At 43.0% G+C, this 13,661-nt stretch carries 9 protein-coding genes; 7 read left to right on the top strand and 2 right to left on the bottom strand.

Annotated elements, in window-relative coordinates:
• Window positions 1-245 precede the first annotated feature (245 nt).
• Window positions 246-1,250 carry a helix-turn-helix transcriptional regulator gene (locus F6K18_RS15885; protein WP_287522122.1) on the bottom strand — a complete coding sequence of 335 codons (1,005 nt, stop codon included), beginning with the start codon at window positions 1,248-1,250 and terminating at the stop codon, window positions 246-248.
• Between the two features lie 200 nt (window positions 1,251-1,450).
• On the opposite strand from F6K18_RS15885, the gene F6K18_RS15880 reads away from it, so the two are divergent.
• From F6K18_RS15880 to F6K18_RS15870, 3 genes are all read left to right on the top strand, one after another.
• Window positions 1,451-3,214: an arylsulfatase gene (locus F6K18_RS15880; RefSeq protein ID WP_287522121.1), complete on the top strand. Its 1,764-nt coding sequence runs from the start codon at window positions 1,451-1,453 to the stop codon at window positions 3,212-3,214.
• A gap of 790 nt (window positions 3,215-4,004) precedes the next feature.
• Complete coding sequence (locus tag F6K18_RS15875; protein WP_287522120.1) at window positions 4,005-5,981, top strand: arylsulfatase; 1,977 nt, start codon at window positions 4,005-4,007, stop codon at window positions 5,979-5,981.
• Window positions 5,982-6,633: 652 nt separating this feature from the next.
• Window positions 6,634-7,626: a formylglycine-generating enzyme family protein gene (locus tag F6K18_RS15870; protein ID WP_287522118.1), complete on the top strand. Its 993-nt coding sequence runs from the start codon at window positions 6,634-6,636 to the stop codon at window positions 7,624-7,626.
• A 112-nt stretch (window positions 7,627-7,738) separates the two neighbouring features.
• Here the strand turns inward: F6K18_RS15870 and F6K18_RS15865 are convergent, their stop codons facing one another.
• Entirely contained in the window at window positions 7,739-8,749 is a 1,011-nt protein-coding gene (locus F6K18_RS15865) for an AraC family transcriptional regulator (protein WP_287522117.1), read from the bottom strand.
• Window positions 8,750-9,127: 378 nt separating this feature from the next.
• Between F6K18_RS15865 and F6K18_RS15860 the strand changes: the two genes are divergently transcribed.
• The 4 genes from F6K18_RS15860 to F6K18_RS15845 all read left to right on the top strand — a co-directional run bounded on the left by F6K18_RS15860 (window position 9,128) and on the right by F6K18_RS15845 (window position 13,432).
• Window positions 9,128-9,520, top strand: coding sequence for a hypothetical protein (locus tag F6K18_RS15860; protein WP_287522116.1), 393 nt, complete (start codon window positions 9,128-9,130; stop codon window positions 9,518-9,520).
• Window positions 9,521-9,985: 465 nt separating this feature from the next.
• Window positions 9,986-10,843 carry a formylglycine-generating enzyme family protein gene (locus F6K18_RS15855; RefSeq protein WP_287522115.1) on the top strand — a complete coding sequence of 286 codons (858 nt, stop codon included), beginning with the start codon at window positions 9,986-9,988 and terminating at the stop codon, window positions 10,841-10,843.
• A gap of 172 nt (window positions 10,844-11,015) precedes the next feature.
• Window positions 11,016-12,278 carry a diaminobutyrate--2-oxoglutarate transaminase gene (ectB, locus tag F6K18_RS15850; RefSeq protein ID WP_287522113.1) on the top strand — a complete coding sequence of 421 codons (1,263 nt, stop codon included), beginning with the start codon at window positions 11,016-11,018 and terminating at the stop codon, window positions 12,276-12,278.
• Window positions 12,275-13,432, top strand: a complete 1,158-nt coding sequence (locus tag F6K18_RS15845; RefSeq protein ID WP_287522112.1) for an ectoine synthase — start codon at window positions 12,275-12,277, stop codon at window positions 13,430-13,432. The genes ectB and F6K18_RS15845 overlap by 4 nt, the downstream gene beginning before the upstream one ends.
• The last annotated feature ends 229 nt before the right edge of the window (window positions 13,433-13,661 follow it).

Here is a 13,661-nt window from a genome sequence, read left to right as displayed (position 1 = left end):
CAGCATTTTGGTATTATTTCCCATATTGTTGAATTGATCGACTAATTCTCAACCATTTTATGAAAACTTTATTTTATCCATCATATAGACATCTCCAGAAAAGAGGGAACAGGGAACAGGGAACAGGGAACAGGGAACAGGGAACACTTAACCCACCCCTCACCCCTCCCAGGAGGGGAATAATTGATAATTTCTGGATAATAATTGATTTTATTTTTGATTTTTGGAGATGTCTAATACTCAAACTAAACTTTTGCAGTCTTCCGCAACGTCTCTGAAGGCAACTCTCCAAACATAGCTTTGTAATCTCTAGCAAAATGACCTGCACTCCAGAACCCATATTGACTCGCAAGCATAGTTATACTATAGTTCTTCGGATCGCTTGCCTTCAGGCGTTGTCGCAGTGCATTGAGTCTTCGCACCTTGAGATAACGCATCGGACTCATGCCAAATAACTCCTGAAAACCACGGGATAAGGCGGAACTGCTAGACTCTAAATTTTGAGCTAGTTTTTTTAAGGTCAGAGGTTCTTCAAAACTAGATAACATTTCTTGCTCTGCTTGGGTAATCAACTTAGCTTGTCGGGAAGGTTTGAGGGAACTCTTGGAATTCCATTTAATGGGAATTTTACTAATTAACAAAGGCAGGAAATCATTAGTAATAAGATCCACAACATGATCTTGTTGTAAATAACTTGGTTGATGTTCTGCTAACCAAAATATTTCCTTCAAGTAATCTTTAATTTCTTTCATCTCAGTTGGTAACAAATTCACATAATTTTTACTCAGGAAACAATCATCCAGATCGTGGCGTTGTAGTTGGTTTGCATAAGCATGAAAAGTTTCCACAGGGATTAAAATATTTGCGATCGTTCCACCTTGAGGCATGAGGAAGTCTACTTCATCTCCATTGAAACCAAAAATAGTCCTTTGAGGATCGATAGGGCGACGGTGGGAGTAAAATTCTCCTTCATTCTCAAACCAAACCATCGTAAAATCTCGGTATTTCTTCAAGTCTAAGCCCCAAGTTTGAATCCCTTGATTCGCCTGATTGTATATGAAATGTAAGTCACCAATCCGGATCGACAAAAACTTACTGTGGAGAGCACCAACAGTTAGTTGTATCATCTGCATTCCACCATAGCCAAAAAACTCAGTGAAACGATCCACATCTGTAAAGGAAAGGGAGGTAATCTGCTGATTATTTGTCCCAGATTTATCCTGGTCAATTTTATTCTTTTTTACACTCATTACCTAAGCAAAAATAATTATAAATAAATTTAATATTTGACTTCAATTATTTTTTGAAATCTTATGATTCAAAAAGTGGGAATTTTTGAATGTTCAAACAGTCAGATTAACACTAAAGTGGAACACCAAAGTCACAAATTTGATTTTTGCCTTATGAAATTGGTTGTTGAATTTATCTAAAAATTAAGGAGTTTATTTTCATGCAACGAGTCATGAAAAAGGCGATCGCTATGGCGATGTCCTTAACGCTTTGGTTTGTAGGGATGTTGCCTTGGCTACCTACATCTGCTGCATTTGCCCAAACAACTCAACTTCCTAACATTTTGGTGATTATGGGAGATGATATTGGTTGGACAAATCTCAGCGCCTACGAAAAAGGCATTGTTGGTTACGACACCCCTAATATTGACAGCATTGCCAAGGATGGTGTGCTGTTCACCGACTACTACGCCGAACAAAGCTGCACCGCTGGTCGGGCGGCGTTTATCACCGGGCAAAGCGCCCTGCGTACCGGTCTGCTGAGAGTGGGTTTCCCCGGCGCACCCTTCGGCCTCCAACACGAAGATCCCACCCTGGCCGAAATGCTGAAGCCTCTGGGCTACACGACTGGCCAGTTTGGTAAAAACCACTTGGGCGATGTAAACAAGTTTCTACCAACAGTCCATGGCTTTGATAAATTCTTTGGTAATCTCTACCACTTGAATGCAGAAGAGGAACCGGAAAACGCCGACTATCCAGGGGGACCCGATGGTCTATTTGCAGAAAACGTTGGACCGCGCGGCGTGCTAGATTGCAAAGCATCACCAGATGTTTATTATAAAGATGATGCGATTTTCGACACAGATGGAAATCCACTTCCTGAACTGGACACAGATGGAAATCCACTTCCCGATCTGAAAAATTCCAGGAAAATAGCTCTCAGACGCTTTGGTGAATTGGGCAATCAGTACTGCGAAGACACTGGAGCGCTAACTATTGAGCGCATGAAAACGATTGATGATATATTCCTTGAGCGCACCAAGGACTTCATCACCACTGCCGTCAACAACGACCAACCTTTCTTAACCTGGTTTAACTCCACCCGCATGCACCACAATACTCACCTGAATGATGAGGTTAAGGGAATCAGTGGCCAAAATTTCTACGGTGATGGCATGGTAGAGCATGACGGTCATGTAGGCGAGTTACTCAACTTGGTCGAGCAGCTCGGTATTAAAGAGAATACGATTGTTGTATATACCACCGATAATGGTCCCCATTATAATATGTGGCCTGATGGTGGTATAAGTCCTTTCCGAGCTGAAAAGAACACCAACTGGGAAGGTGGCTATCGTGTTCCTGCTTTAGTAAGCTGGCCTGGTCATATCCCTGCAGGAGTAGTTTCCCACGAGATTTTCTCCCACTTGGATTGGGTGCCGACGCTGATGGCAGCGGTAGGTGAAGCATTAGGTGAAGAGAAGTACGCGGATTACAAAACAACCCTAATGCGGGATTGCCCTCAAGATATTGCCACTAATCTCTGCGGTACTTATCTAGATGGTTATAACCAACTGCCTTATCTGGAAACTGCAGGCGAACCAGGTTCCAAGGGGGCACGTCCAGGCTTCATCTACTTCAATGATGAAGGAAAAATGCCGGGGGTTCGTCTTGGCGACTGGAAATTGGTTTTTATGGAACAGCGAGCCCACTATTTCGATCTCTGGCGCGAGCCGTTTGTGAAACTGCGGATTCCCAAGATATTTAACTTGCGCCGAGATCCTTACGAGCGGGCTGATACTGATTCAAACAGCTATAACGACTGGTGGTTCCGCCGACAGTACTTGATCACACCAGCCATCGGACTGGTGCAGAAGTACCTGCAGACATTTGAAAAGTATCCGCCCAGTCAGGGTCTTGTCACCAGCAATCCTGATGAGATTGTTCAAGACATCATCGATTCAATTGAAGTGACTCCCATTGAGTAATCAATTCCAATTTCAGATTTTTGATTTTGGTTTTTACCTTGCAACTAGCTAACAAGTGAGTTTATGGTTTACCCGAAAAGGCGATCGCGCTTTGGGGTGAACTATCCAAACTCAAGCTAAGAGTTTGATCTGGATCGATACAGTTGAGTTAAGCCTAAAAATCAACAATAACGTAGGTTGGGTTGAGGGACGAAACCCAACAGAATCCTGACAATGTTGGGTTTCACTATCGCTCAACCCAACCTACAATTCTAGCTAACAGGTGAGTTTATGGTTTACCCGAAAATGCGTTCGCGCTTTGTGGTGGACTATCAAAACTCAAGCTAATAGTTCGATCTGGAGCAATAAAGTTCAGTTAAGCCTAAAAATCAACAATAATGTAGGTTGGGTTGAGGAACGAAACCCAACAGAGTCTTGACAATGTTGGGTTTCACTATCGCTCAACCCAACCTACAATCCTACAATCCAAACTCAAGCTAATAGTTCGATCTGGAGCAATAAAGTTCAGTTAAGCCTAAAAATCAACAATAATGTAGTTGGGTTGAGGGACGATCTTCGGAGCTTATCCGTAGGATAAACCCAACAGAATCCTGACAATGTTGGGTTTCACTATCGCTCAACCCAACCTACAATCCTACAATCCTAGCTAACTCTAAAAGTCCCCCAAGATTGGGGGATTTAGGGGGCTTGACCAGAACCAAACAATCGCGCATTCATAATATTGAATGGAACAAAAAGAAAATACCACCCAAATTAAGGAGTTTTTTGGTTCGTGAAACGAGTTATAAAAATGGGAATCGCGATCGCGACCTCCCTTCTACTATTCCTCTCGGGAATGCTTCCCTGGTTCCCGATCGCTCCTGCTTTTGCTTATCAAAACTTTAACTTTGAGCTGCCCAAGGAAAAAATGGGGCTTTCAAGTGACTTAATGATCAAGGCTTTAGATGCCTTTCAACAAAGGTGGCCCCAGGAAGCTAGCACACCTAGCATTTCAGGTGACACAATTGAGGGGGCTGTAAATGCCTCTGAAGAGACGTTGCTCCAGGAGAACACCAACCAACCTAACATTCTCGTCATCATGACTGACGATGTGGGTTGGTTTAACCTCAGTGCCTACAACGACGGCATGATGGGCTACCGTACCCCCAACATCGATCGCATTGCCGAAGAAGGCATTCGCTTTACCGATGCTTATGCAGAAAATAGCTGTACCGCTGGACGGGCAGCATTCATCACGGGTCAAAGCCCTGGACGTACTGGTTTGACTAAAGTAGGTCTCCCTGGGTCTGATTTGGGACTCAGCACCAAAGATATTACCCTGGCTGAAGTCTTGAAAGAACAGGGCTATGCCACAGGCCAATTTGGCAAAAACCACCTCGGCGATAGCGATGAGTTTCTTCCCACCAATCATGGTTTTGAAGAGTTTTATGGCAATCTCTATCACCTCAACTCTGAGGAAGAGCCAGAAAACGCTGATTATCCGGGCGGACCAGACGGTGACTACGTTAAAAAGTATGGTCCCAAGGGCGTTCTCCATTCTTATGATACGAGGGTGGAAGGATCGCCTCAGACGGTGGCACAAGCGAAGGAACTTCATGATTCTCTAGTTCCAGAGCATGCCTGCAACCTTGAGCGATCTTATGTTGTAGATGAAGATGCTCCTGAAAGTGAAGGTCCTGTGGGTTACCAAGTGATTTGCAACACAGGACCCCTCGATACTGCTCGGATGCCTACGGTGGATGAGGAGTTTCAAGGTGCAGCCGTAGACTTTATGGGAAAGGCAGTCAATAATAACAAGCCCTTCTTCGTCTGGTTGAACCCCAGTCGGATGCACGTATATACCCATTTGAAGCCTGAGTCGGAAGGTGTCACCGGTCAAGGACTCTTTGCTGATGGTATGGTAGAAAATGATGGTATGGTGGGCGAGCTGCTCGACGAACTTGATGAGTTGGGTATTGCAGACAACACGATAGTTATCTACACCGCAGATAATGGAGCGCAATTCTATAAGTGGCCTGATGGTGGGACTATTCCATTCCACGGGGAAAAGAACACCAACTGGGAAGGTGGTTTCCGGGTTCCCTTTTTGGTGCGCTGGCCTGCCCGTTGGAAAGGTGGTGTCGTGTCCAACGATATCATTTCCATGTTGGATTGGTTACCAACTCTAGCTTCGGCAACTGGAATTGAAGAACTTCAAGATGTTAAGACTCAATTGCTCAACCCTTGTCTTGAAGAAGAGCCTCCAACAGACGGTACCTGCGATGGGACTGAACTCCCTGTGGTTTATCAAGCCAACGATCGGGATTTCCACCCGCTGCACCTAGATGGGTATAACTTCTTACCTCGCCTGGATTACCTTGACAATATTAGTGAATTGCCAAATGTAGAAGCACCCCGTCACGAAATGTTCTATCTCACGGATGATGCTTATCCCTCAGCTTTGCGCTATGATGATTGGAAACTGATCTTTGCCGAGCAACGGGAAAAAGGTGCCAAAGTCTGGTCTGAGCCTTTTATTAAGTTGAGGATGCCTATTGTCCTTAACCTGCGTCGCGATCCTTTTGAGCGTGCGCCAGGAGAATCATCATACTATGACATTTGGAAGACCAATCATGCGTTCGTGGTTCCACCAAGCCAATATTACGTTGGCAAATTCCTGGACACGTTTCGGTACTATCCTCCCCGTCAAGTTCCGGCTTCCTTTACCATTGATGGGCAATTGCAAGAGCTGTTAGACGATCTTGAGAACATGAATCTTGAGGACTAAACTAAGTCTATTAGCTGATTACACTAAGGTGTACACATAAGTAGAATTTAGGAGGATCTTTTGAAGACTATTGTTGAAAATAGATCCTCCTATTTCTCTTGACAACAGTTCAAGCTACTTTCGAGAAGTTTGACATACTCCCGACGTTGCCCTTCTATTCCCCCCTTTCACTCGTGGGGTTAGGGGGGATGGAAAAATAGGGATTCTGAGCGTCTGGGAAACCCTGACCGCTGTTTAGACAGAGGTGATGTCCTCCCCCTGTGTTGACATTGATAATAACAAAATGCTCCTGGCTTATCAAGGGCACACGAACGTTTAGCTTATGGAGGTATCCGAATCCTGGCCCTGGGTTTCATCCCGACGCTCCCCTCCCCCCTTCCAAAGGGGGGTTAGGGGGGATGGAGAGCGCGGGACTTCCCGCCAGGAAAGTTAAATTGACGATGAATTTTCCCAACATCGCTCATACATATATATATAATGTGGTTAAAAAGTCGTCCCTATCGACGATAGGAAGCAATCTCGAAAATCCTTGAGATTGCTTCCTTCCACGAGTGTAAGTCGCAATGACTTGGGTATAGTAATTATCGGGATTTGATATCACCTGATACTAAATTAAATTAAGACATTGTATTATCGAATTCTCAATCATTTTATGAAAACTTTTTGGCATAAACCACTTATTATCTTTTTCCTAACAATATCCCTGATTTTCCCTTTCTCCACACCAGCACAAGCATCTTCTACAGATAATAGTTGTCCACAGGGAATGGTATTTATTCCTGGAGGCACTTTTACAATGGGATCTGATTCTCATTACCCTTCAGAAATTTCTGCAAGTGACGTCACAGTAGATAGTTTTTGCATCGATCGCCACGAAATCACCAATGCCGAATTCCGCAAATTTGTCAAGGCAACAGGCTATAAAACCATTGCCGAACGCCCCCTCTCAAAATCACAATTCCCCAATCTAACCGACGAGCAACGACAACCTGGTTCCCTCGTCTTTCAACCCCCCTCCGAAGGTATCCAACAAGTTGCTTATTTAAGCTGGTGGCATTGGACAGTCGGTGCTAATTGGCAACACCCCTACGGTCCGAAGAGCAACATCAGAGGGAAAGATAATTATCCTGTGGTTCACATCGCTTATGAGGATGCCGTTGCTTATGCTAATTGGGCAGGAAAGTCTCTCCCCACAGAAGCTCAATGGGAATATGCAGCGCGGGGAGGTCTTCAAGAGCAAGAATTCACTTGGGGAAATCAATATTCTGCCAAGAAAGCCAATACCTGGCAAGGGATGTTTCCCTTTTTCAATACCAAAGAGGATAATTATTTAGGAACTGCACCAGTAGAATCTTTTCCCCCCAACGGTTACGGACTTTATGAAATGACCGGAAACGTTTGGGAACTCACCTCAGACTGGTATCAAGTCGGACATTCTGGCAAAGACCATAGTTTAAACCCCGTCGGACCTGACAAAACCGCCAGTTTCGATCCGGTCAAACCCGAGGAAGGAGCATTGCACGTGATCAAAGGTGGTTCTTACCTGTGTGCTAAAAATTATTGTAGTCGTTATCGCCCTGCTGCCAGAGAATCTCAAGCTCCTGATACTGGCACAACCCATATTGGATTTCGCCTAATTATATAAGGGGAGACTGTGCTATGATGTCGAGTTGAATAGTGATAATGAAGGCTCGTAGTAGGGCTTTAGCCCATAAAATATCTATCTTTTTGCTCAAGCCTTACTACAAAGACCCAAACTAACTTTTTGCAGTCTTTCTCAACGTCTCTGAAGGCAACTCCCCAAACATGGCTTTGTAATCTCTAGTAAAATGACCTGGACTCCAGAACCCAAATTGACTCGCAAGCATAGTTATAGTAAAGTTCTCCGGATTGCTTGCCTTCAAGCGTTGTCGTAATGCGTTGAGTCGTCGCACCTTGAGGTAACGCATGGGACTCATGCCAAATAACTCCTTAAAACCATAGGATAAAGCAGAACTGCTAGACTCTAATTCTTGAGCTAGCTGTTTTAAGGTCAGAGGTTCTTCAAAACTGGCTAACATTTTTTGCTCTGCTTGAGCAATTAACTTAGTGCGTCGGGAAGGTTTTAGGAAATTCTTGGAACGTCTTTTATTGGGAATCTTACTAATCAGCAAAGGCAGAAAATCATTAGTAACAAGCTCGATAACATGAGGTTTGTGTAACCAAGTGGGTTTGTGTCGTGCTAACCAAAATAGTTGTTTCAGGTAATCCTTAATTTCTTTCATCCCAGCAGGTAATAAATTTACATGATTTCTACTCAGGAAATTATCGTCGAGATCGTAGCGTTGTAGTTGCTCTGCATAAGTATGAAAAGTTTTCAAAGGGATGTAAATTTCTATCATTGCTCCACCTTGAGAAACTACGAAGTCAGCTCCCATTCCATTGAAACCAAAAAGAGTTCTTCGAGGATCAATAGGGTGACGGTAGGAGAAAAATTCCGCTTCATTTTCAAACCAGGCAATGGAAAAAGAGCGGTATTCTTTCATATCTTCACCAAAAGATTGAGTCCCTTGATTTGTCTGAATATATATGAAATGTATGTCACCAACCTGAATCGACAAAAACTCAGCTTGAAGAGAACCAGGAGTAAGTTGTATTATTTCTAGCCCGCTATAGGCAAAAAACTCTTTTAAACCATCCACATCTGTAAAAGATAAAGAAAAAATGTTCTGATTATCTGTGCTAAAATCATTGTTATTCTTGGCAATTTTACTACCGTTTATATCCATAAATTCCCTAAATATATAAAAAATCAAGAAAAATGATTTTAAAAAAAATAATTTTTTTTGTCAATAAGTCATTTTATTTTTATTGTTTAAAAAAGTTGGAATTTTTGAATACTCAAAGAGAAGGCTTAGGACTAAAATAATGTTCAAGTCTTTGGAGTACCCCATAGCACAACAGATTGGGCTTTGGCCACCCTGATTCGATTGATGAACTCTTGTGTGTCCAACTTAGCCAAAGCTATAGGGGTCTGATAAAGCGATTAGGATTCTACAGCTCATCTCAAGCCTAATTAGCTCTTACCTTGAGATGCAGTCTAAGTTCTGTTAACTCTTTAATTATGAGATTTTACCCATGTTTTTTAACGGTATTTTGAACCGGATTTGGAAACTGGTGATGGCTGTTGTCATCACGACTTCCTTCTTCCTTGGAACTATTGCACCACCTGCAATGGCGCAGGCAATAGAAACTCCACCTCCCAATATTACGATCAGAAGTATATGTTCGACCCTGCTTTGAAGTTGGCAACACCTTACCTAATCAACTTGAAAGAAGATCCTAAGGAACGTATTACTAACATTCCTCGTTCACAGTGGGTATCCCAGTATTTTTATAAAATCCTGGGGGACTTCCAGAAAAGCTTAGAACGGGAGCCGTTGATTCCGGCGGGGGCACCACTTGATGCTACCCCTGCTGATTATTTACCCGGAGCTAAACTTAAGTCTCTCTTACCTAAATACTTCCCAATTGCTCCCTTGCCAGGATTTTCAGACTAATACCTAAAAATTTAGGGTGGGCATTACACACCCTGATTTGATTATTGCGCGTGCAATTTATGATATTTGACCAATGTTTTTAAATGGTATTTTAACTGAATTAGCCCAAAGCAAATGCTTCGGAATAGACTGGATGACAGACTGACACAATGAACAAGATCGTCGTGAGTCTAACAACTAATCTTTGAGATTTTTTCAGCAATAGATTTGAAAAGGATGGCGATCGCCTGTAATTAAGAATGTTTCACAGGCGATCGCTTCCTAATATTCTTGCTAACAATGTTTTTGAATCCCATGACTTATTTCTGTCTTTTTCCTTTATTCCATCAATTTTTCCTCGTTTATTTCACAGCATTGCTATTCTTGGGTTTTCCTAATCCTGTGAATATTGCATCCATCAATTCTGGCTCCTCAATTTCCTCTTGTCCTGAAAACATGGTATTTATTCCTGGAGGAACTTTTACAATGGGATCGGATAGTCATTATCCATCAGAAGTTTCTGCAAGTGATGTCACTGTAGATAGTTTTTGCATCGATCGCCACGAAATCACGAACGCCGAATTCCGTAAATTTGTCGAAGCAACAGGCTATAAAACGATTGCTGAACGCCCCCTCTCAAAAGAACAATTTCCTAATCTAACCGACGACCAACGACAACCTGGTTCCCTTGTATTTCAACCCCCCTCCGAAGGTATCCAACAGGTTGCTTACTTAAGCTGGTGGCATTGGACAGTGGGTGCTAATTGGCAACATCCCTACGGTCCAAAGAGCAACATCAGAGGCAAAGATAATTATCCTGTGGTTCACATCGCTTATGAGGATGCCGTTGCTTATGCTAATTGGGCGGGTAAATCTCTCCCCACAGAAGCTCAATGGGAATATGCAGGGCGGGGTGGTCTTCAAGAGCAAGAATTCACTTGGGGAAATCAATATTCTGCAAAGAAAGCTAATACCTGGCAAGGTATCTTTCCTTTTTTCAATACTAAAGAAGATAACTATTTAGGTACTGCACCAGTAGAATCTTTTCCCGCCAACGGTTACGAACTTTATGACATGACTGGAAACGTTTGGGAATGGACTTCAGATTGGTATCAAGTCGGACATTCTGGCAAAGACCATAGTGTAAACCCCGTCGGAACTGACAAAACAGCCAGTTTCGATCCAGTCAAACCCCAGGAAGAAGCTTTACACGTTATCAAAGGTGGTTCTTACCTTTGTGCTAAAAATTATTGTAGTCGTTATCGACCTGCTGCTAGAGAGTCTCAAGCTCCTGATACGGGAACTACTCATATTGGGTTTCGTTTAATTATATCATCCAGTTGAATAGTGATAATGAAGGCTTGTAGTATTGCTCTAGCCCATAAAATATCTTTATTATGTCAATGTGTAAGTTCTAATTACCTAAAAATTATAAATAAATTTGGTACTCCTGTAGATAATTTTTAAGCGATCGCTCTGTTTACCATGCACCAAATGAAAATGATATGTAGTTAATATGAGTATTTTTGAAAAACTCGAATCCAATGTACGCACTTACAGCAGATCGTTTCCCGCAGTCTTTGAAAAGGCGAAGAATGCTTTGCTTTACAATGAAGAAGGCAAAAGATACATTGATTTTTTTGCAGGCGCTGGGAGCCTAAACTACGGACATAATCCCCCGGAAGTAAGTGCGGCCTTAATTGCTTACTTGCAAGAGGATGCCATCCTTCTCAGCTTGGACAAAGAAACCCGCGCTAAAAAAGAGTTTCTCGAACAATTTTCAGATTTAATTCTGACTCCTCGGAATCTTGAATACAGAGTGCAGTTCACAGGTCCCACAGGGGCGAACGCAATCGAAGCTGCTCTAAAACTCAGTCGAACCGTAAAAAAACGGCGTGGCATTATCGCATTTACCAACGCATTCCACGGCCTTACTCAGGGCGCACTGAGTATTACAAGCAACTCATACTATCGGAATAATTTCTCTTTACAGGATGCCTGCGTGAGCTTCATGCCCTATGACAGCTATTTTGGTCCTGAGCATAATACAGCCTCTTTCTTAAGAAGAATGCTTGAAGACCCAAGCAGTGGCATTGATATACCTGCAGCCATCATCCTGGAAGCAATACAGGCCGAGGGTGGAGTTAATGTTGCCAGCAGGGATTGGCTGGAAGAGATTCAACAGATCTGCATAGACTTTGACATTCTGCTGATCGTAGATGATATCCAAGTGGGTAACGGCAGAAGCGGCTCATTTTTCAGTTTTGAAGATGCTGGAATCAGCCCAGATATTGTAGTGATGGCAAAATCTATCGGTGGTGGACTTCCCATGTCTTTGGTGCTCATCAAGCCGGAACATGACCAGTGGAAACCGGGAGAGCATACAGGCACCTTTCGGGGTAACAACCTGGCTTTTGTTGCATCGATATCCTTGTTGAATTATTGGAAAGATGACGGTTTAAAAGATGCGGTAATCAGAAAAAGCCAGATTGTACAAGATAGGCTGCAAAATATAGCCAACCAATACAAAGAGATGAATATGGAAGTTCGAGGGAAGGGATTGATCCAGGGCTTGAAAATTCCTGAAGAGGGTTTTAGCCGCAAAGTATCCAAAAACGCCTTTAAACAGGGGTTGATTATTGAGACTGCCGGATCGTACAATGAGGTTCTAAAGTTGCTGCCGCCTTTAACCATTGAAGATGAGTTGCTCCTTGAAGGTCTCGATATTATTGAAAAATCAGTTAAGCAATCGTTTGAATCACAAGAGGAACAAGCATGATATTACGTCGTTTGCAAGAGATTATCGGCACCGAACATGAGGTATTTGCTGAGAATAAAAACTGGGTGAGTCGGCAGTTACTCTTGAAAGAGGATCAAATGGGATTCTCTTTTCATGACACCATTATATTTGCCAATACAGAAACACATATCTGTTATAAAAATCATGTGGAGGCGTTGTATTGTGTGGAAGGTGAAGGTGAAATAGAAGTTATTGAGAGTGGAAATATTGATAAACTCACCCCCGGTACTCTGTATGCGCTGAATCTAGATGACGAGTATTACCTCAGGGCCAGCAAGGATATGCGAATCATATCCGTGTTTAACCCTCCCCTTAGTAGTCCAGAAGTGCATCTCCCAGACGGCTCCTACCAGGCCGATCCGGATGCGCGGCAATTCATAGTAAACCGCAAAAAAGATCGCATGACCTTTGCTTACCTAAATCTTAAGGGACACCCCAGAGGAAATTATATGCTGGATCGCTTGATTCAGGCTGGATTGGAACCTGCCCTCGTGATTGAGGAGTGTTCCGATTCTGCTACAGCAGGTAGACAGGAACTTGAGAAACAATTGCAAAAGATTGCAGCGGAAACCCCATTGCCTCGCTCCCTACCAGAGATTCTTGCTGGACGCAATGTTCCCTGTGTCGAGACTGCCAATCATAACGATGTACAATCTGAAGAACTACTGACAGCGTTGTGCCCAGATCTGATTGTGCTGGGAGATACCCGGATTATCCGCAACAAGAATATCCTACGCATTCCCAATCTGGGTATTGTCAATGTGCATCCTGGATATTTGCCGACTGTTAGGGGGAATAATCCCTATCTTTGGTCGATCGTTCACGATCTCCCCCAAGGCGTTACCGTACATTTCATCGACGAAGGGGTCGATAGCGGGCCAATAATTGCAAGACAAAGGTTATATCTGCAGCCAAGAGCCACTTACCCACAACTACTGGCTGCTATCAACCGACTGTGCGGAGAACTGTTAGTGGAAGCACTCTGTTTTCTTAAAGCTGGTGGGGTGCAAAGTTTAGCGCAAGGGAACTTTGATAATCCCGGTAAGAAAGTGTTTCGTTTATGCCCGCCTGAAATCAAGTCCGCTGCGATTCAAAAGTTGGAGAGCGGCGAGTACCATTTTGAAGGAGTTTAAGGAATAGTAGAGTTGTTGGGAAATAACGAGAGTGAAAAAAAACGGGAGAGATAACAATATATGGTAAGATAGACAAATTTCTAATTACGGGAGTGGGTACAATTAAGAGAAGGGAAATATATTAAACTTAAACCCAATGAAAAAAGTATTATTTATAGTGAATATTTCCCTGGTTTATGGTTAGTTCGATAGGCTTTACTTGCAGGTAATTTAACCCAAGTATTAGCAA

Origin of the sequence: Okeania sp. SIO2C2, from assembly GCF_010692625.1 — a bacterium.
GTDB classification, from domain to species: domain Bacteria; phylum Cyanobacteriota; class Cyanobacteriia; order Cyanobacteriales; family Microcoleaceae; genus Okeania; species Okeania hirsuta.
This window is presented reverse-complemented; position numbering and strand designations above follow the sequence as displayed.